The 23,488-nt window shown below is 50.2% G+C and carries 26 protein-coding genes; 20 read left to right on the forward strand and 6 right to left on the reverse strand.

Translation table 11 applies throughout. The features are described from left to right. Window positions 1-3 precede the first annotated feature (3 nt). Window positions 4-1,356 carry a PLP-dependent aminotransferase family protein gene (locus HMPREF1246_RS06140; protein WP_009015702.1) on the reverse strand — a complete coding sequence of 451 codons (1,353 nt, stop codon included), beginning with the start codon at window positions 1,354-1,356 and terminating at the stop codon, window positions 4-6. A 175-nt stretch (window positions 1,357-1,531) separates the two neighbouring features. On the opposite strand from HMPREF1246_RS06140, the gene HMPREF1246_RS06145 reads away from it, so the two are divergent. Both HMPREF1246_RS06145 and HMPREF1246_RS10590 read left to right on the forward strand, forming a co-directional pair. Then, window positions 1,532-2,095 carry a hypothetical protein gene (locus tag HMPREF1246_RS06145; protein ID WP_021737002.1) on the forward strand — a complete coding sequence of 188 codons (564 nt, stop codon included), beginning with the start codon at window positions 1,532-1,534 and terminating at the stop codon, window positions 2,093-2,095. A gap of 498 nt (window positions 2,096-2,593) precedes the next feature. After that, window positions 2,594-2,740, forward strand: coding sequence for a hypothetical protein (locus HMPREF1246_RS10590; protein WP_021737007.1), 147 nt, complete (start codon window positions 2,594-2,596; stop codon window positions 2,738-2,740). A gap of 215 nt (window positions 2,741-2,955) precedes the next feature. Here HMPREF1246_RS10590 and HMPREF1246_RS06150 read toward each other — a convergent pair whose 3' ends face one another. Next, window positions 2,956-3,882: a metal ABC transporter substrate-binding protein gene (locus HMPREF1246_RS06150; protein ID WP_021737004.1), complete on the reverse strand. Its 927-nt coding sequence runs from the start codon at window positions 3,880-3,882 to the stop codon at window positions 2,956-2,958. A 186-nt stretch (window positions 3,883-4,068) separates the two neighbouring features. Here HMPREF1246_RS06150 and HMPREF1246_RS06155 point away from each other — a divergent pair, with 186 nt between their 5' ends. The 4 genes from HMPREF1246_RS06155 to HMPREF1246_RS06170 are packed head-to-tail and all read left to right on the forward strand — an operon-like array spanning window position 4,069 to window position 6,571. Continuing rightward, entirely contained in the window at window positions 4,069-4,740 is a 672-nt protein-coding gene (locus tag HMPREF1246_RS06155; RefSeq protein ID WP_009015705.1) for a metal ABC transporter ATP-binding protein, read from the forward strand. Then, window positions 4,733-5,548, forward strand: coding sequence for a metal ABC transporter permease (locus tag HMPREF1246_RS06160; protein WP_009015706.1), 816 nt, complete (start codon window positions 4,733-4,735; stop codon window positions 5,546-5,548). Before HMPREF1246_RS06155 ends, HMPREF1246_RS06160 begins: the two co-directional genes overlap by 8 nt. Then, window positions 5,545-5,997, forward strand: a complete 453-nt coding sequence (locus HMPREF1246_RS06165) for a Fur family transcriptional regulator (RefSeq protein ID WP_009015707.1) — start codon at window positions 5,545-5,547, stop codon at window positions 5,995-5,997. The genes HMPREF1246_RS06160 and HMPREF1246_RS06165 overlap by 4 nt, the downstream gene beginning before the upstream one ends. Next, on the forward strand, window positions 5,987-6,571 hold the full coding sequence (locus HMPREF1246_RS06170) for a nitroreductase family protein (protein WP_009015708.1): 585 nt from the start codon (window positions 5,987-5,989) through the stop codon (window positions 6,569-6,571). Before HMPREF1246_RS06165 ends, HMPREF1246_RS06170 begins: the two co-directional genes overlap by 11 nt. Window positions 6,572-6,682: 111 nt before the next feature. On the opposite strand, the gene HMPREF1246_RS06175 is transcribed toward HMPREF1246_RS06170, so the two are convergent. After that, a complete protein-coding gene (locus HMPREF1246_RS06175; protein ID WP_035224476.1) occupies window positions 6,683-7,552 on the reverse strand; it encodes a LysR family transcriptional regulator in 870 nt (289 codons plus the stop codon). Window positions 7,553-7,780: 228 nt separating this feature from the next. Between HMPREF1246_RS06175 and HMPREF1246_RS06180 the strand changes: the two genes are divergently transcribed. Continuing rightward, window positions 7,781-9,103, forward strand: coding sequence for a CitMHS family transporter (locus HMPREF1246_RS06180; RefSeq protein WP_009015710.1), 1,323 nt, complete (start codon window positions 7,781-7,783; stop codon window positions 9,101-9,103). 236 nt (window positions 9,104-9,339) lie between these two features. Here HMPREF1246_RS06180 and HMPREF1246_RS06185 read toward each other — a convergent pair whose 3' ends face one another. Beyond that, window positions 9,340-9,735 (reverse strand): hypothetical protein, encoded by a 396-nt coding sequence (locus HMPREF1246_RS06185; RefSeq protein WP_021736996.1) that lies wholly within the window; start codon window positions 9,733-9,735, stop codon window positions 9,340-9,342. A gap of 226 nt (window positions 9,736-9,961) precedes the next feature. On the opposite strand from HMPREF1246_RS06185, the gene HMPREF1246_RS06190 reads away from it, so the two are divergent. The 12 genes from HMPREF1246_RS06190 (at window position 9,962) to HMPREF1246_RS06245 (ending at window position 18,363) form a co-directional block, all read left to right on the forward strand. Next, on the forward strand, window positions 9,962-10,273 hold the full coding sequence (locus HMPREF1246_RS06190; protein ID WP_009015712.1) for a LysO family transporter: 312 nt from the start codon (window positions 9,962-9,964) through the stop codon (window positions 10,271-10,273). Beyond that, window positions 10,270-10,893 (forward strand): lysine exporter LysO family protein, encoded by a 624-nt coding sequence (locus HMPREF1246_RS06195; protein ID WP_021737008.1) that lies wholly within the window; start codon window positions 10,270-10,272, stop codon window positions 10,891-10,893. Before HMPREF1246_RS06190 ends, HMPREF1246_RS06195 begins: the two co-directional genes overlap by 4 nt. A 12-nt stretch (window positions 10,894-10,905) precedes the next feature. Further along, window positions 10,906-11,325, forward strand: coding sequence for a hypothetical protein (locus HMPREF1246_RS06200; RefSeq protein ID WP_009015714.1), 420 nt, complete (start codon window positions 10,906-10,908; stop codon window positions 11,323-11,325). Between the two features lie 253 nt (window positions 11,326-11,578). Further along, window positions 11,579-12,754, forward strand: coding sequence for an ABC transporter substrate-binding protein (locus HMPREF1246_RS06205; RefSeq protein WP_016459856.1), 1,176 nt, complete (start codon window positions 11,579-11,581; stop codon window positions 12,752-12,754). Window positions 12,755-12,929: 175 nt separating this feature from the next. Continuing rightward, complete coding sequence (locus tag HMPREF1246_RS10990; protein ID WP_255345427.1) at window positions 12,930-13,553, forward strand: ABC transporter substrate-binding protein; 624 nt, start codon at window positions 12,930-12,932, stop codon at window positions 13,551-13,553. An 83-nt stretch (window positions 13,554-13,636) separates the two neighbouring features. Then, entirely contained in the window at window positions 13,637-14,035 is a 399-nt protein-coding gene (locus HMPREF1246_RS10995; protein WP_021737006.1) for an ABC transporter substrate-binding protein, read from the forward strand. Window positions 14,036-14,149: 114 nt separating this feature from the next. Beyond that, window positions 14,150-15,043, forward strand: coding sequence for a branched-chain amino acid ABC transporter permease (locus HMPREF1246_RS06220; RefSeq protein ID WP_016459854.1), 894 nt, complete (start codon window positions 14,150-14,152; stop codon window positions 15,041-15,043). A 12-nt stretch (window positions 15,044-15,055) separates the two neighbouring features. Next, window positions 15,056-16,003 carry a branched-chain amino acid ABC transporter permease gene (locus tag HMPREF1246_RS06225; RefSeq protein ID WP_021736997.1) on the forward strand — a complete coding sequence of 316 codons (948 nt, stop codon included), beginning with the start codon at window positions 15,056-15,058 and terminating at the stop codon, window positions 16,001-16,003. Further along, on the forward strand, window positions 16,000-16,785 hold the full coding sequence (locus HMPREF1246_RS06230) for an ABC transporter ATP-binding protein (RefSeq protein ID WP_009015719.1): 786 nt from the start codon (window positions 16,000-16,002) through the stop codon (window positions 16,783-16,785). Before HMPREF1246_RS06225 ends, HMPREF1246_RS06230 begins: the two co-directional genes overlap by 4 nt. Beyond that, complete coding sequence (locus tag HMPREF1246_RS06235; RefSeq protein ID WP_009015720.1) at window positions 16,785-17,489, forward strand: ABC transporter ATP-binding protein; 705 nt, start codon at window positions 16,785-16,787, stop codon at window positions 17,487-17,489. Before HMPREF1246_RS06230 ends, HMPREF1246_RS06235 begins: the two co-directional genes overlap by 1 nt. A gap of 12 nt (window positions 17,490-17,501) precedes the next feature. Then, on the forward strand, window positions 17,502-18,170 hold the full coding sequence (locus HMPREF1246_RS06240) for a CBS domain-containing protein (protein ID WP_009015721.1): 669 nt from the start codon (window positions 17,502-17,504) through the stop codon (window positions 18,168-18,170). Next, window positions 18,160-18,363, forward strand: coding sequence for a DUF951 domain-containing protein (locus HMPREF1246_RS06245; protein WP_009015722.1), 204 nt, complete (start codon window positions 18,160-18,162; stop codon window positions 18,361-18,363). The genes HMPREF1246_RS06240 and HMPREF1246_RS06245 overlap by 11 nt, the downstream gene beginning before the upstream one ends. A 398-nt stretch (window positions 18,364-18,761) precedes the next feature. On the opposite strand, the gene HMPREF1246_RS06250 is transcribed toward HMPREF1246_RS06245, so the two are convergent. Then, complete coding sequence (locus tag HMPREF1246_RS06250) at window positions 18,762-20,174, reverse strand: YfcC family protein (protein WP_009015723.1); 1,413 nt, start codon at window positions 20,172-20,174, stop codon at window positions 18,762-18,764. Window positions 20,175-20,177: 3 nt separating this feature from the next. Beyond that, on the reverse strand, window positions 20,178-21,368 hold the full coding sequence (locus HMPREF1246_RS06255) for an amidohydrolase (RefSeq protein ID WP_021736999.1): 1,191 nt from the start codon (window positions 21,366-21,368) through the stop codon (window positions 20,178-20,180). Window positions 21,369-21,937: 569 nt separating this feature from the next. Between HMPREF1246_RS06255 and pepV the strand changes: the two genes are divergently transcribed. Beyond that, on the forward strand, window positions 21,938-23,314 hold the full coding sequence (pepV, locus tag HMPREF1246_RS06260; protein ID WP_009015725.1) for a dipeptidase PepV: 1,377 nt from the start codon (window positions 21,938-21,940) through the stop codon (window positions 23,312-23,314). The last annotated feature ends 174 nt before the right edge of the window (window positions 23,315-23,488 follow it).

Consider the following 23,488-nt stretch of genomic DNA (forward strand, 5'->3'; position numbering starts at 1 on the left):
TTTTTAACTGTCTTCAAGGGCTTTTTTTAGGGCTTCAATACCGGGAGCAATGTCTTCTTTGGCAATTCCTGCAAAAGATAGGAGAAATTCCGGTTTTTTGCTGTCTGTGGAAGATGTAATGGGGGTGATTTTGATGCTGTGCTGGCTTGCTTTTTCAGCAAGTGCTTGGGCGCTCATTTCATAGGAAAGGGCGATATGAAGGTCAAGGCCTGATTCAAGGCTGAGGAATGTAACTCTTTTGCCAAAGATGCGCTGTAGGGTGTCTTGGAGAAGGACGCTTTTTTCCCGATAGCGATTGCGCAGTTTTTTTACGTGTCGCGTTAAGTGGCCTTCCTCAATATAGGATGCAAGGGCCAGTTGCTCTACTGTGGACGAAGTCTGGTTGTAAAAAGGGGCTATTTTTTGAAAGCGGGGAAGAAAGCTTTCCGGCAGGACCAAATAGCTGATACGCAGGCTTGGCAGCATGGTTCGGGAAAAGGATCCGACATAGATGATGCGCTCACGATTGCCAAAACTGTGTAGGGCTGGGACCGGATGATGGAGATAGCGGAATTCCCCATTGTAATCATCTTCGAGGAGATAGACCCGTTCAAATTGTGTTGCGACAATGAGGTTGCTTCGTTCCTTTTCCGAAAGGGCCCGCCCTTTGTAGGGGTTTGTGGGACTGACAACGAGCAGTTCCGGCCATGATTTGGAGGGAACAGCGGGGTCATAGCGATCCGTGGTCCATCCCATGAGGTGAAACATCCATTCAGCTTGGGGAAAGCCGGGAGCTTCGAAACTGACTCGTTTTTCCTCGACAGGAAGCAGAGGGATGAGTATGGACAGAAGGGATTGGAGACCGGCGCCGACAAGGATCTGTTCCGGGCGGCAGACAACTCCCCTTGATTGGTAGCTGTAGCGGGCAAGGACTTCCCGGAGACGAGGTTCCCCTTGGGGATCGCCGTAACCTGAGAGCGTATCAGGACTGTGCAGGACACGGCTGATGGCGCGGCGCCAGAGCACGGTGTCAAAAGTGGTCGTGTCAATGTAATGGTTGGCAAAATTAAAGGAAGGACGGTGGAAAGACTCCTCCTGCAAGGGGGGCATTTCCACTGGTACTGCCGGTTTGGTGAGGGTAATGCGGAAGCCGCGGCTTGGCAGGTTCTGTACATATCCTTGATCGATGAGGATCTCATAGGCTGCTTCCACGGTTGTGCGGCTCACTTTGAGGTCTTTTGTGAGTTTGCGGATGGAAGGCAGCATGTCTCCGCCCTGCAGATGATCTTCCTGAATCTCATCCCGAAAGTAACGGGCCAGTTGTTTATAGAGGGGCTGTCCATCTTTTTTTGCCTTAAAATTAAAGGTTGTTGTCATGGTGTGACCTTCTTAGTTGAAATATCTCCCCTATTTTATCATATTTTGGGCTTTTTGCAGCCATCCCAGAATCGATTTTTTGGAAAGAAGGATTGAGAAAAGCCGAAAGAGTCGATATAATGAAAAGATAAAATGGCTTTATTACAGGAAAAGCGTTTGTGGGAAGGGGAACCAGATGCGTAAATTTTTGGCGCTTAGCGCCTTCTTACTCTTATTGGCGGCGGGCTTTCTCCCTCAAGGGGAAGCGGCTCAGTTCTTTGCCCAGCATTATACCTTTACGGCAGAAGGCCAGTTGCAGCCCCCGCTTTCCGTAGAATTTGTCAAAGGGGATGTGCGGCCCATCAGTGCTGTCCTTGCTGGTCTTCATGATGGGGCAAAGGTCATGACCCTTGCTTATCATGAACATGGACAGATTGCCCTCTATTCTTTCCAAAAAGGGAACCAATACGTTCTTTATCGGCTTCGCTTCCGAGAGAACCAGGAGGATCTGTTGATCCTGTCCTATGGACCGCGGGGTGCGGGAAAGACGGAACTGAGGGACCTTTCCGTCATCGGTGCCGACGTGCTGGGGAACGTACGGCCGCTTCCCATTGCTGGGTTCCAGCCAGTGGCAGTCTTTAACAGCCCCCTCCAGATCCGGAAAGATGAAGCCATCCTCTTTATTGACCGGGCCCCAAAGGTCTTGTCCCTAAAATGGGATGCACAGGCTGAGCAGTACGTGGTAAGCGGGATCCTTTGATCTAGTTTTGATCTGTCAGTGGTCAGCAATAACATCATATGATGAAGGAAGGACCAGGAAAATTCCTTGATTTTCCTGGTCCTTGTTTGTACGCCCGGCATGGGCGCATTCTTAAGGGTGAAAGTCCCTAGACTGCCTTAGTCGGGGGAAAGTCATAGCCGAACACCAAAGGAGACATCGTGAGGTGGAATCTGAAGGAAGGGGCAGGCAAATTTCTGACCTGACAAAGAGAATCCGCATAAGGCCAATTTGAGATGGATAAGGTCGCCAAACAGATTAAAGTCCCATAGCGATTTGGAATCCCAAAGGGTAGATGCGGCAGGTGAAGGGAGAAAAAGAGTGCGTTCTTACCCGGGGAGGCCTCACGAACATGGCTGGATCCATGAAGTTGGCGGCCATGGCCCAAACAAGATTTAGCGTGAGGAGTCAGCTGAGACCATAGTACTGGATGGTCTATAGCCCGTCTAGGAAGAACCGAATTTTAGGAGATGTCAGTTAATGAAGGGAGTCAAGTGGGGAACTAAAAGCAGAAAACTTCATAGAGAAGGTTGCCAGCAAAAAGCAGCTGCCAAGCAGCAAGGATATGCGGGAACGCCTATCCCTGTAAGGACTGCCGAACACAACGACATCATTGCAAACTTGTGAGCGGACAGTCTGTTGGAGCAAATCCTGACGCGGGACAACCTGAATGCCGCATACCACGGAGTAAAAGAAATAGCCCGTCATGGTTACATAACCATGACGGGCTATTACAAGCACGTTTATGAAAACTAGGAAACCGCCGTGTACCGAACGGTAACGGTACGCGCGGTGGTGTGAGAGGTGGGGGTTCCACTTGGAAATCCCTTTTACTCAATCGGTCAGCGCAGGCTTTCCTCGATATGGGCGAGGTTTTCCTTCATTCGTTCCAGATAGCCCTTTCCGTTCTCGCTGGTTTCCATGGTGTAGATGGGAACCGTTTTGGCCCCAATTTCCCGGGCTAGGGTTTCCGAGGTCTTGGGACTGACCTCAGATTCCGTAAAGATGGTCTTGATGCCTCGGGCTCGGCAGTAATCCAGGAGACGGGCCATCTGTTTGGCACTTGGTTCTCCTTCGGCAAAGACGGATTCGATACTGTCCATATGGAGCCCAAAATCCCGGCAAAGGTAACCAAAGGCCGCATGGCCGGCAACAAAATCCTTGTGGCCAATCTTTTCAAAACGCGGCTGGTATTCCTGATAAAGGGATTGAAGCTGTTTCTTGTAGGAAGCGGCATTTTTTTTGTAGGTTTCTTTATGGACCGGATCGGCTTGGGATAGGGCATCGGCGATGTTTTGGACTTCAATTTGGGCGGCCGTCAGGCTGAGCCATGCGTGGGGATCATAGGGCCCGTGATGGTGATGCTCCTTTTCCTCAGCGCCGTGATTGTCCTCATCTTCCTCTTCCAGGGGAATGGGGGTGACGCCTTTAGAGGCCTCGACAACGATCAAATTGGGATTTCCTGATGTTTCCGCGATTTTCTGGGCCCACGGTTCCATTCCCAGACCATGGACGATGAGGAGTTTGGCATTGTGCAGGGTCTTCATCTGATCGGCTGTAGGGGAAAACCCATGGGGCTCTGTGCCTTCGGGAATCAAGGAAACGACGTGGATGGCGTCGCCGCCCACTGCCTGCGTAAATTCCTTCATCGCATTGAAACTGACAACCACTGTGAGTTTTTCATCCGCTTTTTTTTCGGTGGGCGCACCGCCGCATCCTGAGGCCAGAAGACCGAGAATGAGAAAGGCTGCAAGAATAAATTTTTTCATGGTACCTCCTTCAATTTGTTGCAAATCATTTGCAATAACGAATTCATTGTACCATGGTCGGATTCGTTCGTCAATAGTTGCAAATGCCTTGCATTTCTATGGGCATCCTTCTATAATAGGAAGACAATAAATGGGTTTCTTGGTGCTGATTGTTTTCCAAGACGCTTTTTGAGAAAGGATTGAGCCATGCTTTCATTATCCCATATTGATTTTGCTTATGAAAAGGGACCCCTTCTCCTTCAGGATTTATGCATGGAAGTCCATGATGGGGACTATGTAGCGGTCGTAGGTGAAAATGGCAGCGGCAAGAGTACGCTCATTAAAATCATGCTGGGCCTCCTGCGTCCTCTTCACGGGACCCTCACTTCCACATTCCGTCAGGCGGCCTATGTCCCGCAGCCCACTGATCTTATCAATAAGCAGTTTCCCATGACCGTGGCTGAACTGCTCCATTTTCAGGCCCGGCTCCTTAAGCTCAAGGATGTTGAGGCAGAACAGCGGGCGTTGGCACAAGTTGGCATGGGCGAATTTCGCAATCATTTGATTGGTGCCCTTTCCGGCGGGCAGTTCCAGCGTGTCCTTGTGGCCCGGGCCCTTCTTGGCAACCCGGACTTCATCATCTTGGATGAACCATCGACGGGCATGGACTTGCGGTCCCAAGAGGCCCTATATCCCCTGATTTCGGAGCTTCATGAAAAAAAGGGGGTTACCATGATTACAGTGGAACATAATCTTCGTTATGCCGCCCACTATGCATCGACCTTCTTCCATATGGTGAGAGGCCGGGGCCATTTCTGTACGCCCGAGGAGTATCTTGCTGAATATGTAGCAGATAATGGAGGTGGTTCCCATGTTTGAATATACCTTCATGCAGAATGCGTTCATTGTGAGCCTATTGATCTCCCTGCTTTGTCCGCTCATTGGTATTTTTCTTGTCCTGCGCCGCTATTCCATGATTGGGGATGCGTTGAGCCATGCTTCCCTTGCAGGGGTAGCCATGGGCCTTCTTTTAAAATCCACACCCATCATGGGAGCCTTCTGGATGACCTCATTTTTTGGCCTTTTGATTGAAGCCCTGCGGGAACGGTTCCGCCGCTATGCAGAGCTGACTCTCGTCATTGTCATGTCTTTTTCTGTGGGGCTTGCCATTACCCTTGTGAGTTCAGGTCTTGTCAAGGCGAATATCGATTCCTTCCTTTTTGGCAGCATCCTCACCGTTGGACGTGAGGAAGTTTATCTTGTGGGGGCTTTGACCTTTGTTTCTGTTCTCGCTGTATGGGGGCTTTATCCCCAGCTTGTCATGCTGTCCTTTGATGAAGATGGTGCCCGCATTTCCGGTGTGCCAAGGCGAGCCATCAATTATGTTTTTTCCCTGCTTGTGGCGGCCACCATTTCTGTTTCCATCCGCATCGTCGGTATCCTTGTCATCAGCTCCCTCATTGCCCTTCCCGTGGCAACCGCCCTGCAGCTGAGGCAAGGCTTCAACCGGACGCTGCTGCTTTCGGTTCTTTTTAGTTTTATCGATATCATGGGCGGTCTAGTGATTTCCTATGAACTGGGGGCAGCTCCCGGTGGAATTACGGCCATACTTTCTGTGATTTTGCTGGTTGCTGTGCTCATCTATCAGGAAATCCAGGACCATCTTCAAGGAGGTGAACGGCGGTGAATGAATCCCTCAAGGCAGAAGACATTATCCGTCAATATGGCCTGAAATTGACCCAGCCCCGTCTTAAGGTCCTGCGTCTTCTTCTTAGCCGACAGGAAGTCCTGACGGCCGATGAAATCTATGAAGCTCTGGTAAAGGAAGGGACAAGCCTCAACTTTTCCACCGTATATCGGACGTTGGAGACTTTTACGGATGAAAAGATTACGGAAAAGGTCCAGATGCCCCAATCGCGGAAGGCCGGGTTTCTCCTTTTTACGATGAGCCATACCCACAACCTGATTTGTTTGGGGTGCCATAAGGTCATTCATATCCATGGCTGCCCGCTTCATGACTTTAGTGAAGACCTTGCCAAAAAGACGGATTTTGATATCGTGGGCCATGACCTGACGCTTTATGGATATTGCACGAACTGCCAAAAAAAGAAAGGTCGTGTTCATCATGACGCGTAAAGAGCAAGAAACCCTTTTTGAAAAATGCCGGACCTATCGGCGCTTTTTGCAGAAACCGCTTCCCGAAGGACTTCTTTCCTATTTGGTGGGAATTGCCCATAAAAGGAGCTGCGGCCGGAATGGACAGGTGCTGTCCTTTTATGCAGCGGTTTCTTCAAAGGCCCTTGCCGCTCTTTTGCCCCATCTTCATTGGGCTGCGGCCCTGCCTAAGGAAATCGGTACGCCTCAAAAAGAGGAGGAACCGGTGGCCCTCATTTTTTTGGTACGCCCCAAGGACGCTTCCCCCATCAGCTTGATCGATGCAGGCATTGCTGTTGATTCTATGGCGTACTGTGCTATGTGTGAAGGCGTCGGGTCGGCAATCCTCGCTGCCCTTGATCGGGCAGCTATCCAGGGGATTCTGGGCCTTGAAAAGGATCAGGAGGTCTTTCTTTGTCTTGCCCTTGGCTATCCAGCCCACAAGAGCACCGTGGTCCCTGTACCGGAAAGCGGAACCCTTGATTATTATGTGGATGAAAAAAGGAATTATTTTGTTCCCAAAAAGAACCTGTCCGATGTCATGACGGTTCTTTAGAAGGTTGGAAGCAAAAAAGCTGTCTCATTCATCGGATTTTTCGATGGATAGGGACAGCCTTTCTGTATTTGTCGTTAAATACAGAATTTTTTATAATAATGGTGCCAAAGTTTACTCTTTGATGCCGAATTTTTGGTTCATGAAATCAACAAAGAGCTTGCTGCTTTCAACTAGCTGGTAATTTTTTCGGTAATACATCCACGTGTCACGCAGGAGAGGCGTTCCCCGCTGTGTGGTCAGTGCTGTCATGGACAGCTCCGGCATTTCCTGACCGCAGCTTTTGGACAGGATGGTGACTCCTAGGCCTTGACGGACCATCTTGAGACATGTATCCATGGCATCTGTTTCAATGGTGATGCGGGGCGGCTCTTTGTAATGCGCGTACCACCAATCGTCCATGACCAGCTGCAGGGCTGGATCGGTGATATAATGGACAAAGGGCAGGTGGGGCAGTTTCTTGAGATCAATGGGATCCCTGCTGAAGACACAGAGGGGATCACGGAGCAGCCTTTTTTTGTGCTCTGACCAATTGTGTTCGCCGCGAATGATGCAGACATGGAATCTGCCCTCGAGAAAATCCTTGTAACGGTTCGTACTAAAGCCGCTTTTGAGGGAAATGTCGATGGCAGGGTACTTTTTCTTGAACTCGCTCAAAAGGCTTGGCATGTGGTACTTGGCAAATACGTTGGAGCAGGCGATGGAAAGGGAACCAAAGGCTTTTCCCACGGGTTTTGCAAGGGCGCTGCGGATTTTTTGATAGCGTTCATCCGCTTCGTTGACGTATTGGACCAGCATCTCCCCCTGACTGGTAAAAATGATCCCTCGGGGCTGGCGGATGAAAAGCTGGCAGCCGAATTCTGCTTCGAGCCGTTTTAACCGGTCACTGATGGCGGGCTGGGAAATAAAGAGTTTTTTTGCCGTATGGGTAATGTTCTGTTCCTCATAAAGGGTCTTGATAAGAAGGAAATCCTTATCATCCATGAGGGTCCACCTCCTAAGGTAGTAGATTTCATTTTCCTTTATGGAAAACCGTGTCGAAATATAGGGAAAGCTAATTTCATTATATAGCGGACCTTTCAAAAAATAAATACAGATCCTTCGTAAAAAGATAAGGAAGCCTTGCTTCTTATCAGATACAGCGAGCTGCCGTCCGTGGCTCTGCATCAGGAAGCAAGGAAGTGCTTCCTCAAAGAGAAAGGAGAATGAATTATGCTGTTAGGTTTGGTTGGGTTTGCGATGATTTTTCTCGTCGTCTACCTTCTCATTTCAGGGAAGGTCAGTCCTATGGTCATCTTTGTAGCTGTGCCTTTTGTGGCAGCCCTCATCTGTGGCTTTACGCCAGCTCAGATTTTTGAATTCATGAAGAAAGGGGTTACGACGACCATGAGTACGGCCGTCCTTTTCCTCTTTTCCATCGTTTACTTCAGCATCATGAATGATGTGGGGCTGTTTGATCCTTTGGTGAATTTTCTTGTCAAACGAGCAGGAAACAACATCGTCCTTGTGACCATGGCAACGGGCATCATTGCTACGGTTGCCCATTTGGACGGAACCACGGCAGGAACCATGCTTATTACGGTTCCCGCTGTCCTGCCCATCTACAAAAAGCTTCATATCCGTCCAGTTGTGATTTGCTGCATCATTGCCGCCGCTATCAGTATCATGAACCTTGTCCCTTGGGGAGGACCGACCGCTCGTACAGCCATCGTGACAGGGCGCGACGTGAACGCCATTTGGCAGGAACTGCTGCCGCTTCAAGGTCTTGGCATTATCCTGATTCTTGCTTTTTCTGCTTACCTGGGCATGCTTGAAAAGGCGCGCGGCGCCGGCATCAACCCGACGGGCAAAGCGGCTGAACTTACAGAAGATCTTAATTCCGATGATGGCGGCCACGGAGAGACGGACAGCATGAAGCGCCCCGAACTTGTCTGGATCAATGCCCTTGTTACGGTCGGTGTCATCCTGCTTATGTGCCTGACGAAGATTCCTCTTTATGGAGCCTTCATGATTGGCCTTGCCTTTGCCCTTGCCATCAACTTTAAAGGCGCCAAGGCCCAGGCAAAAGCCGTTTCCAACCACGCGGCTGCCGCCCTGTCGACGCCGATGATCCTTTTGACGACAGGGGTCTTTATTGGCGTCCTCAAGAATACGAAGATGATGGATGCCATGGCAAACATGCTCATTGGTATTATGCCTCAGGCCATAGGGTCTCATCTGCCGATTTTCATTGGCGCCTTGTCGGGTCCCATCGGCATGATGCTGGGCACGGACTCTTTCTTCTTTGGGTTCATGCCCCTCGTCTTGGGTGTCGGTGAAAAATTTGCCGCCAGTGCTCATGACATTGCCATGGCCATGCTCATTGGCAAGGATTTTACCATCCTTGTCACGCCCCATAACGCGACGACGTTCCTTCTTTGCGGTCTTGCCGGTGTCAGCATCAAAGAACATTTGAAGTTCTGCACGCCTTATCTGTGGATCCTTAGCTGGATCACGCTGGCAGTCGCGGCCCTTATCGGAATCGTTGGCATCTGACCGTGAATCTGTCAAATGCGAAAACTGGATCCGTAATCGTCAGGCAATCTTGAAAAGATGCTAAAAAATCTAGTTGGAAGTACGAGAGATTACGGCTGGTTTATCCGTGACAAATAGACTCTGCTACAAATAGGCCCATCCGGTTCAATTGAATCGGATGGGCCTATTTGTATGGGGCCGATGATTTTACATCCCCTATTTTTCATTTCCTCTGACGCGGCCTGGTTTATTCCCCATCAGATGCGGCCATACAGGGTGGGACGCTTGTCAGATGCGTTATCGTTGGGGCGCTTGTTATCTTTGCTGCGGTTATTTTGCTTGTCTTTCTTATCAAAGCGCTTGCTGTCTTTCTGGTTTTCCTTTTTGGGTGCTTTCTTCTTGTCTTTCAATGTGTCCTTGCGGCGTTCTGCTTCTTTTTTTGGAGCCTTTTTGACCTTTTTATTCGGGGTCTTTTCTTTGGCTTGCGGTGCGCGCCGATCTTCACCCTGCTGCATGGCGGCGGGACGATTGGGATCAAAGGCAGCAGCTTCGGCTGTCTGCGTCATGCCAGCACCCATGGTTACGGCCATGCCCATGACCAAGAGGGCAGCTACATTTTTGGAAACGGTTTTCTTTACTTGCATCATATCCATGATAGGGACCTCCTTATGCGGGGATGACTGTATGACTCCCCTGCTGTGCTACGAGTATAGGTACCTTACATGAAAGTCACATGAAAATTTGGCGTATTTTTTCTTTTTTCTTCTCAAGGAGAGCGAGGCGCTTCTTTCTTTTCCTTCTTAAATACGATACAATAATAATGAAAAAACAATCAAAACCATTCGGAAATGATACGTCTGAGGGAAAAGGAGTCCAAGCATGCTGGAATTGATGTTTACCCTGGCTTTGGGAATTATTCTGGGGCTTTCGGGCCGCATGACAAGTTCGGTCAGTCACGCCCTTGGCGTGATTACGAAGATCTGCCTTTTTATCATGATTTTTTGCCTGGCTGCCAAGATTGGCTGTGATGAAGCCGTCATCAAGGTCCTGCCCCTCATTGGGCGCAATGCCTTCTTCCTTTGTTTTGGCGGCATAGCAGGTTCTTTCTGTCTCATGGCCCTCGTCGGATGGCTTCATCGGGAAGCTTTTACTCGCCTTCTGTCAGAAGGTGAAAGGAGGCAAAACTCATGATTGGGATCATTTTTTCTGCCCTTTTTCTCGGTTTTTTTACAGGGCGATTTTTCCTTGCGCCGATAGCCAAACCCCTTCTTGATACCATTCTCATGACGGCTCTTGCCGTCATGGTTTTTTGTGCCGGTGCTGATATTGGCAGCAGCCGTCAGATTGTACGCCGCTTTCTTACGGTTAAGACCTTGGGCCTGTCCCTTCTCGTCCTTCTGGCAACGAATGTGGGCAGTCTTGGCGGCGGGTTGATCATGGGGTATCTTATGGGAGTGCCTTTTCGGGATGCCCTGCTCGTGAGTGCTGGCATGGGATGGTACAGCCTGTCTTCCGTCCTGCTCAGTGCCGCTGTGGGTACTGAAACGGGGACGCTAGCCTTTCTTGCCAATGCCCTGCGGGAACTGCTGACCATCCTTGGTATTCCGATTCTTGCCCGTTTCTACCATTTACCCCTTGTCGTTGTCGGAGGCGCGACGAGCATGGATTCAACGATGCCCATCCTGCTCCAGTGTGCTGGACGCCCGGCGGCGATTTTGGGCTTTGTCAATGGATTCCTTCTTTCTTTGGAGATTCCCCTTCTTTTTGCTTTTCTGCTCTCCCCGACAGTCAGCGCTTTCCTCAATCGATAAGGAGTTTTTCATATGTATGTCATTCCCGCTTTCTTTTTCTTGATGGAATTGATATTTCTTTTTCATTACCGTAAGATCTATTACTATCACCAATGGCTTCCTAATTTATGGCGGAAGCGGACCCAAGGGGTTCGGCTGATCATCCTGTCGAGGGATATCATCCTCTATCTGTTTCTGTCCCTTGTCCGGATGCTGTACCTTCTTTATGCCATTTATATCGTCCTTTTTACCCCTTATTGGCAGCCGGGCTGCATGCTGCTTTTTTTAAGTGCCATGCCCCAGCTTGCCGTGGCCTTTCGCATTGACGGACTTACGGAAAAGGACCGGACGACAGGGCTTGTTTATCCCACCCGCTTATTTCAGGCCGTCATGAGTGGATTCGTTCTTTTTATTCTTGGTCAATTTGCTTTGGGCACGACAGTGTACTTATAAAATGGACAAAAGTCTATAAATTAAGAACAAAATGATGATTATGTAAAGAATGATAAGATGATTTTTTAAAAATACTATTTTTATGTATAAAATATGTTGACAAAAATGTGATGTTGTATATAATAGGTTATATCTTGTTTGGCCGGTCATAGACGAACAAGGGAAAAACTCACGGAGAGCGGTGGAAGACAAGGAATCCGGCCCAGTTTCCCTCAAGGTTGCCAGCAAGGATCAAACAACGGAGGTGTTTATTATGAAATCATGGAAAAAAGTGGTGGGTGCTGTGTGCATGACCACACTGGTCGCAGCTGCCGTGGCAGGCTGCGGCAAATCGGGCGGTAAGTCAGGCGGAGGAGATACCATTAAGGTCGGCGCCCTATTCGAATTGACCGGCAACGTTGCAAACTATGGGACATCCACCCTCAATGGGTTCAAGATGGCTGTTGATGAAGTCAATGCCAAGGGTGGTGTAAACGGTAAGAAAATCGAGGTTGTCCAAGCGGATAACAAGTCGGAGCCTTCCGAATCGGGCAATGCCGCGACAAAGCTTGTTACGCAGGATAAGGTTGTAGCGGTTGTCGGACCGGCGACTTCCGGTTCTGTTGCAGCGGCAGAGCCAATCCTGACGGCCAATAAGACGCCTCTTATTGCACCGTGTGCAACGGCTCCCGCCATTACCCTTGGTAAGGACGGCAAGGCCAAACCCTATGTCTTCCGTGCCTGCTTCATTGACCCGTACCAAGGCAAGATCATGGCTGAATTTGCGGCAAAGGATCTGAAGCTCAAGAAAATTGCAATCCTGAATGATTCTTCCAGTGACTATTCCAAGGGACTGGCTGAAGTCTTCGAAAAGACGTTTACGGAAAATGGCGGTCAGATTGTGGCCAAGGAAGCGTTCCTGTCCAAGGACGTTGACTTCAAAGCCGCCCTCACCAAGCTGAAAGCTGCAAACCCCGATGCCCTCTACATCCCGGGTTACTATGAAGAAGTTTCCAAGATCATCAAGCAGGCTCGTGAAGTCGGGATTACCACCCCGCTCTTAGGGTCCGATGGCTGGGATTCCCCGAAACTGGTTGAAATCGCCGGCAAGGAAAGTACGGACAAGACTTACTTCACCAGTGCCTATACTGCACAGGATAAGGATCCTGGCGTCCAGAAGTTCATCAATTCCTATAAGGAAAAATATGGCAAGGTTCCTGATGTTTTTGCCCTTCAAGGCTACAATGCCGGTCTGGTCCTCTTCCATGCACTGGAAGAAACCAAAGGTGAAGGCGGGACGAAGCTGGCGGAAGCCATTGCTAAGACCAAGGACCTCCAAGTTGCCAATGGGAAATTCTCCTATGATGAACATCATAATCCGATCACGACGGCCCTGATCCTTGAACTCAAGGACGGCGTCCAGACCCTCGTGAAGAAAATCAACGGATAATCAGTATATCTGACAGGGACACAAGCCGTGGGAAGCGCCCATGGAACCCCCTGAAAAGCGGTGTCCCGAAGCCTTAGGTACATGCAGGACTTCGGGACCCGCTTTTTACATAGATAGCCAATGAGTAAAGAAGCAAAGCAAGGCTGGATAGAGGGATTCCTATGAAAGCAGGAAGGTGGCGTTACAGATGTTGGCAGTGGGACTGGTACTTACCGGTCTTACGACAGGATGTGGCTCCCAAGGGGCCAGGAACACCATCAAATTAGGTGGGAACCTTGAAATAACAGGAGGAAGTGCCAGCTATGGGATTTCTTCCCGTAATGGGATCGAGCTTGCTCTCAAGGAACAGAACGAAAAGGGCGGCGTCCTTGATAAGAAGGTCGAGCTTGTTGTGGCCGATAACAAGTCGGAAGCAACGGAAGCCACCAATGCTATGCAGAAACTGATTCCCCAGGACCGCGTCATTGGGGTCATTGGGCCTAATCTTTCAAGTGCGGTCATTGCATCCACCGCCGTGAGCGGGGCGGCAAAGACGGCTGATATTTCGCCCATGGGAACAAATCCACAAGTGACGGTGGATGGTTTGGGGAAGGTCAAACCCTATAATTTCCGGGCCTGCTTCATCGATCCTTTCCAAGGAACGGTCATGGCGCACTTTGCCCTCAATACGCCTAAGGTCAAACGGGCAGCCATCATGATTGACAACTCCTCAGACTATTCAAAGGGCCTTGCCCAGTTCTTCAAGAAGCAGTTTGAAAAGGGCGGCGGTGAGGTTGTTGCTGAAGAGGTCTATCTCTAGAAGGATACGGACTTCAAGGCGACGCTGACCAAGATCCGTACCCGGCAGCCTGATTTTCTCTATATTCCTGCTATTATCAAGAAGTGGGGCTCATTGTTCGTCAGGCCCGTGAATTAGGGCTTGATATCTTGATGGGCGGCGGCGACGGCTGGGATTCCCAGCGTCTTGCGGAAATTGCTCAAGTGGAAAACCTCAACCGCTGCTGCTTTTCCAGTCCCTATTCGGCAGAAGATACGTCTTCCATCAACCAAGCGTTCGTCGCGGCCTATCAGAAGGAATACAAGGAGCGGCCCGATGTTTTTGCGGCTCTTGCCTATGATTCGGCCAAGCTTTTTCTTAAGGCATTGGAAGAAGCGGGAAGCGCGGATCCACAGAAAGTCGCCGAAGCTTTGTCCAAGACCAAGGAGATGGCCGGTGTTTCCGGGACTAAGACCTTTTGCGCTGACCATAACCCAATCAAATCGGCGGTCATCATTGAATGAAAAGAGGGGAAACAAACTTTCCGTGCGAAAGTCGATCCCTGAATGAACGTATCCATCCATAGGGCGGCAGACTTGTTCTGCCGCTGCCATTATGAAAAAAGGGAGGCCATGTCTATGGAATCTGGTTTTATGCATCAACTGCTGCAGCAGCTTATCAATGGTCTGTCCCTGGGCAGTATCTACGCACTGATTGCGCTGGGCTATACCATGATCTATGGAATCTTGAAGCTCATCAATTTTGCCCACGGTGATATCTATATGGTGGGCGCTTATATTGGGTATATTGCGACAACAGTCTTTCATCTGCCCTTTTTCCCGTCCCTTCTGATTGCGATGGCGGGGGCAGCCCTTGTCGGTATGCTCATTGAACGTGTTGCTTATCGGCCGATGCGCAATGCACCCCGCATTGCCATCCTCATTACGGCCATTGGCGTATCTTTTTTCCTTGAAAACGGCATGATCCTTCTGGCATCACCGCAGCCGCGTACGTTTTCTTCGGATTTTGCCGCGTCTGTGTACAATGTCGGGGGGCTTGTGATCAATAGCCAGCAGATCATCATCCTTGGCAGTACCATTGTCCTCATGCTGGCCCTGACGTATATTGTCAATTATACAAAAATCGGCAAGGCCATGCGTGCTGTTTCCTTTGACGCCGATGCGGCCCGCTTGATGGGCATCAATATCGACCGCGTCATCAGCATGACTTTTGCCCTGGGTTCGGCCCTTGCTGCTGCTGGCGGCGTACTGGTTGGGATCTATTATAATTCGATTGATCCTCTCATGGGGATGGCGCCCGGCATCAAGGCTTTCGTGGCGGCTGTCCTTGGTGGGATTGGAATCATCCCCGGTGCCATGGTGGGCGGCATCATCCTAGGCATTGTAGAAGCCCTTGTATCGGGCTTTATCTCCTCGACGTTCCGTGATGCAGCTGCCTTTGCCATCCTCATTTTGATCCTGCTTTACAAACCGCAGGGGCTCTTTGGCAAGAATATCCGTGAAAAAGTATAAGGAGGTGGCACGATGAATGTATTTCTTAAAGCAGATCTGAAAAAACTTGGTTTTTGTGCCGCCCTTTTTGCCGTGCTCTATGTGCTCTTGGAGATGGAAATCATCGGGGCATTCTGGGAACTGAACCTCGTCCTTATCATCATCAACATCATCCTGGCGACGAGCCTTAATATGATTAACGGCTATACGGGGCAGTTTTCCATTGGACACGCTGGATTTTTTGCGGTAGGCGCCTATATGGGAGCCATCATGACAGTCAAACTGGGTTATGATATGCCCGTTGCCCTTATCGCAGGCACCCTTTCCGCAGGCCTGTTGGGTTTTCTTGTCGGGTTGCCGACCTTGCGTCTTAATGGGGACTATTTGGCTATTGCGACCTTGGGTCTTGGTGAAATCATCCGCATCTGCATTCTCAACATCGAGTATGTAGGCGGCGCGTCGGGCCTTATGGGGATTCCCCGCCTGACGACCTTTCCCCTGGCCTTTTGGATCATGATTGCAATCCTCTTTTTCATCAAAAACTTCAAGAATTCCGCCTATGGCAGGGCCTGTCTTGCCATTCGTGAAAATGAGATTGCCGCTGATACGATGGGCATCGATACAACCCGCTACAAGGTTATGGCCTTTACGCTCGGTGCGTCTTTTGCCGGAACAGCAGGCGTGCTCTTTTCCCACTATTTCTTCATTGCCCATCCAGCGTCCTTTACTTTTATGAGAAGCTTTGACATCCTGACCATGGTGGTCCTGGGCGGCCTTGGATCCATGACGGGGTCAATTACGGGTGCCATTGTCCTGACCTTTATCTCGGCTGCCCTTTCCGATTTTCCGGAATGGCGTATGCTCATCTACTCCATCGCTATGATTGTCCTCATGCTCTATCGGCCCCAAGGCCTGTTTGGTGACAAGGAACTGTCCCTTGCGATGATCAAGCGCTTCAAGAAGGGAGGAAATAAATCATGACGGCAGAAGATAAAAAACGCCTCCTCGATCTTGATAATGTCTCCATCGTTTTTGGCGGACTGCGTGCCGTTTCGAACCTTTCCATGCATATCGATGAACACGAACTCATCGGTCTCATCGGACCAAACGGGGCCGGCAAGACAACGGCCTTTAACCTTATTACAGGGGTCTACGTCCCGACAGAAGGGGATATCACCTTTAATGGGGTCCGCATCAATGGCAAGAAATCCTATCAGGTCACGCAGCTGGGGATGGCCCGGACTTTCCAGAACATCCGCCTTTTTTCGGAGCTGCCCGTCATTGATAATGTGAAGATTGCCTATCATATGCATATCGGGTACAATCTTCCTGAGGCTATCTTCCGGACCCGTAAATATGTCCAGGAAGAGAATGAGGTCACGAAAAAGGCCATGGAGCTCCTTACAATCTTCCATTTGGAAGACCATGCCTATGACCTAGCAAAAAACCTTCCCTATGGGGCCCAGCGCCGCCTTGAAATTGCAAGGGCGCTTGCGACGGAACCTAAGTTGCTGCTTCTTGATGAACCGGCGGCGGGCATGAATCCGCAGGAAACGAAGGAACTCATGGAAATGATCCGCTGGCTCCGCGACCATTTCCACTTGGCTATCCTGCTGATTGAGCATGATATGGGCCTTGTCATGGGAGTTTGCCAGCGCATCTATGTCCTGGAGTATGGACTTTGCATTGCGAGTGGAACGCCGGATGAAATCCGCCGTAACAAACGGGTCATTGAAGCTTATTTGGGCGAGGAGGTGTCATAATGCTGGAAGTCAAGGATCTGGAAGTTTATTATGGTGCCATCCATGCCGTCAAGGGCATCAGTCTGCGTGTCGAAGATGGGCAGATTGTGACCCTCATTGGGTCAAACGGTGCTGGCAAGTCGACGACGCTCCATACGATTTCGGGCCTCATCAAACCCCGTTCAGGCAACATCCTTTTTGATGGGACGGATATTACGGGGACGCCGGCCCATAAGATTGTCGCCTCCGGTCTCGTCCAGGTGCCGGAAGGGCGCCACGTCTTTGCCAATATGTCCGTTATGGAAAACCTCGATATGGGGGCGTATCTCCGCAAGGACAAGGACGGCATTGAAAAAGATAAGAAGAAGGTCTTTGAGCTCTTCCCCCGCCTTTTTGAACGAAAGAACCAGCTTTCAGGGACCCTGTCCGGTGGGGAGCAGCAGATGCTTGCCATGGGACGGGCTTTGATGGAACGGCCCCGTGTCCTCTTGCTGGATGAACCGTCCATGGGCCTTGCCCCGCTTCTTGTCAAGGAAATCTTTTCCATCATCAAGACCATCAACGAGGAAGGCACGACGGTCCTCCTCGTCGAACAAAATGCCAATATGGCCCTGTCCATTGCTGACTACGCCTACGTCCTTGAAACGGGACGCATCACCCTCAGTGGGCCGGCGGCTGATCTTTCTGCCAGTGAGGCCGTCCGCAAGGCCTACCTGGGCGGCTAAGGAGGAAATAACATGCGCATAAAAGAAATCATGACACCGACAGTGATCTCCATCCGCAGTGACCAAAGTCTTCTGGAAGTGCGGGAACTGATGCTGAGCAATAACCTGCGCCGCATCCCGGTTACCGATAAGGAAGGACTCCTTATGGGTATCGTTACGGACGGGGATGTTTCCCGGGCTACGCCGAGCGATGCAAGTGTGCTGGACCGTTATGAGGCCAATTACCTGTTGGGAAAACTTAAGGTCAGCGATATCATGACCAAATCCGTCTGGACAGTCCGGGAATCGGACAGCGTCGAAACCGCCGCCTACCTGCTGTACACCCATAAAGTTGGGGCCCTGCCTGTTGTAGACGGGACGAACCATATTACGGGTATCATTTCCGATACGGATATCTTTAAGGCTTTTGTAGATATCATGGGATATAATCAAACATCAACGAAGGTTGTTATCGATACGAAGGATAAAGTGGGTGTCATTGCCGAACTATCCCAGATCTTTACGGAAAGGGGGGTAAACATCATCTCAATCCTCTCCCGGACGCTTGCTGGCGATGAACGGGAAGTCACAATCCGCGCTGATCTCACGCAGGCCATGGATATTGTGGAACGGATCCGCGATGCCGGCTATGATATCAAGGAAGTTTCGACCTTGAGAGTGGAGGCAGGCCATGAAGGATGATGTTGCGCTCCACACAGGAGATGTCGTACGAATGAAAAAGGCGCATCCCTGTGGCTCTTATGAATGGGAGATTACCCGTACGGGCATGGATATAGGCATCAAATGCCGGGGCTGTGGCCATTTTGTGATGCTGCCACGAGCCAAATTCATGAAAAGCGTCCGTGATATCCTGGTTCATCAGGAAGAATCATGATAGGTAGCAAACAAGCCCCCGCCGCACGGTTGGGGGTTTTTGTGTGTTCAAAGGGCAGGAAATAAAGGCTGTGAAAAAATGAAAGATCCATTTCTTTGCCGTCTTTTTTCTTTATGTATTGAGCTGACCCATAAATACGAAATGTGTCTAAGACAACATAGCTGTTGTGCAGAAAGCAAGAGGGAGAATAGGAATGCGAATCATTCCAAGCGCCATCGTTATCTTTTAAAAGACCAGCCCCTTGCAGCAGCCAAATAAAAGCCAAGAGTCTTAACCCAAACCTGCGCTTACGTTGCAGGATAAGCAATGAGCCCCTTGCGTTAGCTAAGGCAAGGGGCTCATATTCTGCCTCAAATCGGTCTAGTTGTTGGGCTGATTTGAGGCAGCTCCGTTGACGCTCAGTAGCCAATGACAAACCCAATGGCCACCATGATGGCCTGGACCCCGACGAGCATGATGAACAGCGGGGTAAAGAACTTCCACCATTTCATCATGGAAACGCCGGCAATGCCGCAGGCGATGGGAAGCGTGGTTGTAGGCCACATGATGTTGGAAAGGCCGTCACCAAACTGGAAACAGAGGACGGCAAGCTGGCGGCTCATACCGAGCAGGTCTGCCAAGGGGGCCATGATTGGCATGGAAACAACGGCCTGGCCGGATCCGGAGGGGATGAGGAAATTGAGGAGGGTCTGGACAATCAGCATGGCTTCCGCAGCGGCAAGCTGAGGCAGCGCGGACAGGGGCATGAACATGCCGTAGACGAAGGTGTCCATAATATGGCCTGTCTGCATGACAATGAGGATGCCACGGGCAAAGCCGATCATCATGCAGGCTGCTGAAATGTCCCGGAAGCTTTTTTCAAGGCTGCGGGCAATCTGGTTCGGATTCCAACCGACAAGGATGGCGGAAATGAGTCCCATGATCATAAAGAGGGCGGATAGTTCCGTAAAGTACCAGCCGTAATATTTGCAGCCATAGACCAAGGCAATGACCCCAGCGAAAAAGACCAGGAGGATGAGGATATGACGGAAGGTGAAGGGATGCTTTTGCAGTTCTTCTTCCGTGATGGCAAATTCATTCTTGGTCCCGTAGACAAGGCTTTTTTGGGGATTCCTAGCTACCTTGAGCGCGTAGCGGATGGTATAAAGGGAAGCCACGGCAATCATGGCAAGGTGGGAGAGAATCCGAAAGCCCGAGCCGCTCATGATGGGAAGCTCCGCAATGGCTTGGGCCGTTCCTACGGTGAAGGGGTTCATAAAGGCACCTGCATAGCCGATGGCTGTGGCACAGGAAACGATGGCAAGGCCAACGATGGCGTCATATCCCATGGCAATGGTGATGCCTACAAAAATTGGGATAAAGGGCAAGGCTTCTTCGGAAATTCCAACTGTCGAGGAGGCAAAGCTGATGACTGTCATGAAAAGGGGAATGATGAGGACCCGCATCCTGCCGCGGACCACGCGCAGGAGCTTGGCAACCAGCCCGTCAAAAGCACCGGAGCCAATGATGAGGCCAATGAAGCCGTAGGCAATGAAGAGAAAGAGAATGACCGGCGCCGCGTCCTTCATGCCAAGGTAAATACATTTGAACATTTCAAAAAAACCGACCGGATGAGCTTTGACAAGGTGATAGGTACCGGCCTGGACAATCTTTTGGCCCGCACTGTTGGTGACGCGGTTAAAGTCGCCAGCCGGCAGGATCCAGGTCATGATGGCTGCAAAGACAATAATGCCAAACAGCAGGACAAAAACATGGGGCAGGGCCCACCGGGAATTTTTCTGATCGGGGGTTTTTTCCGTTTCTTCAGACATCGGTCATCCTTCCTTTCCTGTAACGGATTGCTCAAATTCTTTTTGCACGGCCACACGGTATCCGGCGTCGTTAAATACGGTCAGGACCATTTCCGCGATGACGGCAGCCCCTTTGGCCATTTGATCTAAGGCGTGGGGGGTTATAGTGGCATCACGCAGGGCTGTCGAGTGGCCGGGACAGGCCTTGTCCGAAATCGAGATATAGGCATGGAGCGTCGGACAGCGGTAGCTTACATTGCCGGCATCTGTCGAGCCGCCCGGTGGCAGGGGGTCCCCAACAGGTTCCCCATAGGAGGTGAAGAGTTCCTTAATCTTTTCTTCTAAAAGAGGAACCCGCACCATGTCGTCAAAGTCAGGCCCTGCGAGGGTAAATTCCACACTGCAGTCAAGGGCAAGGGCGGCTCCTTTGGCACAGTTTTTGACGATCCGGTCCAAGCGTTCAATTTCCCGTTTGACAGGATAGCGGAATTCAAAGCGGAGGGCGGCCCGATCAGGCACGACATTGGGGGCCTTGCCGCCTTCAGTGATGATGCCGCTGGCAATGGTAAAGGGATGGAAGGAATCCCGTCGGGCGTCTACCAGATCGAGAAATTTGCGCAGGGCAGTCAGCGCGTTGTGTCCATCCCAAGGATCGCCAGCCGCATGGGCCGTTTTCCCCGTAAAGGTGATTTCGTAGGCACGCAGGGCATTGGCCTGCGTATTGGTGCGGCTTATGCCGCCTGACGTGCTGTGCATCATGATGGCAAGGGCATCCCCGTCAAAGACTCCTTCTTTGGCAAAGATGAGTTTGGCGCCAACGGTTTCCTCCGCCGGTGTCCCAATGACTTCGAGCGTCCCGTGAAATGCGTCTTCTGGAAGCTCACTAAGAACAATGCCTGCAAGAACCGACAGGGGACCATGCAGGTTATGCCCGCAGCCGTGACCAATGCCTGGCAGGGCATCGTATTCGACCATGATGGAACATTTTGGACCTTCCCCTCGTTTCAGTGTGGCGCGAAAGGCCGTATCATAGCCGAGCTCTTTTTCCATAAAGGGGTATTCAATGGTAAAGCCATAGGGGGCAAGGGCATCAACAATGGCACGGCTGGAAGCGGTTTCTTCCATGGAAATCTCCGGATGGTCATAAAAAGCGCGGACCAAGGTTTCGGCTTCTTTGCGGTGTTTGGCGACTTGTTCTATGATGATTTTGTTCATGATAGACTTCCTTTCCTTTTAATGGCTTCAAGACCTTGTCCTGATGCTCAGTTTTTGATACGTCCCATGATAGCACAAAGTACCTTACTAAAGTAAAAATTTCCTAAAAAAGGGTAATTCTGACAATACCTTTCTTGAAAATCGTATCAATTGATACAGGAAAAGCCTTTCTCTTTTAGTGGCCGATTTTTCTAAAAAAGAAAAAATAGAAGAAAAGGGAAAAAGCTTTGTCCTTTTTATGCGGACATTAAGGAAGGATTTTCTGCAATCCCCTTTATTTGAAGGTTTTTGAAGGATGCCGGGAGGCTCTTTTTGGGAAAAGTGGACAGTTTTGGTAAAAAGAGAAGAAAAAGAAAGAAAAATAACGATATTATTACAAATGATACGATATTATTGACATAATTCTGAAAACTGGATACAATAGAGTCATGAAGTTTTAGAAATCCCCTTTATGATGGGAATGAGCTTCCTTTTTTTGAAGCTTGCTGACGAATTGGGATGCAGCCTTCAGCCTGCTGTTTCTTTTCAGCCCTGTCATTTTGGAATGGACATATAGAGGAGGAATCACGATGGAACTCAAAGAATCCGTTGCTCGTCAAAAACAAGCGCTGCTCAAGACCCTGTCGGAAGCAATCAAGATCCGCAGCGTCCAGGAAGAAGCTAAACCGGGAATGCCTTTTGGTGAAGGCCCTGCCAAGTGCCTTGCTTATATGCTGAAAGTCTGCGAAGACATGGGCTTCCGTACCAAGAACGTAGATAACTACATGGGTTGGGCCGAAATTGGCGAAGGTGATGAAATGGTGGCCATCCTTGGCCATTTGGACGTCGTTCCTGAAGGCAAAGGCTGGGATAAGGATCCCTACAGCGGTGAGGTTGATGACACGAATGTCTATGGACGCGGTGCCATGGATGATAAGGGGCCAGCCATTGCGGCGCTTTATGGCATGAAAGCCATCGTTGATGCCGGCCTGCCCCTGAAACGCCGTATCCGTATCCTCTTTGGAACAAATGAGGAAACCGGTGCTGCCGATATGGATTATTATCTCGAAAAAGGCGGAGAGGTCCCAGTTTGCGGATTTACGCCCGATGCAGAATATCCTCTCATCAACGGGGAAAAAGGAATCGTCAATGCCGACTATACGACGCACTTCACGCAGGATGGCGAGGTAAAGCTTGTCCGTATCCAAGGCGGTACGGCCTACAATATTGTTCCTGCCCTGTGTGAAGCGGAATTTGCTGCGCCCAGTGAAGAAGCTAAAGCGCTTGTCTCCCGCTTTAATGGGAAAGACGGAATGACCGTCGAACTCACAGAAGGCGGCTTCAAGGTTACGACCCACGGTAAGGAAGCACACGGTTCCCATCCGGAACTGGGTGAAAACGCGATTGGCAAGCTGCTCCTTGGCATCAAGGAGTTCCCTCTGTCCAAGGGCCTCCAAGAGGCGGTGACTTTCCTTGCTGACAAGATTGGGATGGATCCTTATGGTGAAAAGATTGGCATTGGTCTGGAAGATGAAGTGTCGGGCAAACTGTCCTTCAACATGGGTATCCTGGAAGGAGATGCCGATCACCTGACCGTAAAGATCAACTATCGGTATCCTGTAACAAAGACTTATGAAGATTGTGCTCCCAAGCTGACCGAAACCTTTAAGAAGGCTGGTTTTGAACTGACCAGCGAAGAACACAAGGGTGCCCTCTACGTAGATGAAAAGACCCCTTATGTCCAAACCCTGCTCGATGTCTATCATGAAATGACGGGTCTTACGGGCGGCGCCATGAGCATCGGCGGCGGCACCTATGCCAAGGCCATTCCTAATATCGTTGCCTTTGGACCCATTTTCCCGGGTGATACGGTTCGTGAACATCTCCCCAACGAATTCTGGGAAATTGAGATCCTCATGAAAAATGCCCAGATTTACGCCGAAGCTATGTATCGTTTGGCTAAATAGGCTTGACCCTGCTTTCTTCATCCGGCACTTTGGCATTCCCTGTCTAATCGTACCCACATAGATCCCTTTCCTACGAACCTTGTCTTCAGACTGCAACTTTTTCTTACATCAAACCCCATTTGATTTTCGCTGGGGTACCGGATGATGTCTTATTCTTGCAAAAAAGCTGCGGAG

The sequence above is a fragment of the Acidaminococcus sp. BV3L6 genome (assembly GCF_000468835.1).
Taxonomy (GTDB): Bacteria; Bacillota; Negativicutes; order Acidaminococcales; family Acidaminococcaceae; genus Acidaminococcus; species Acidaminococcus intestini.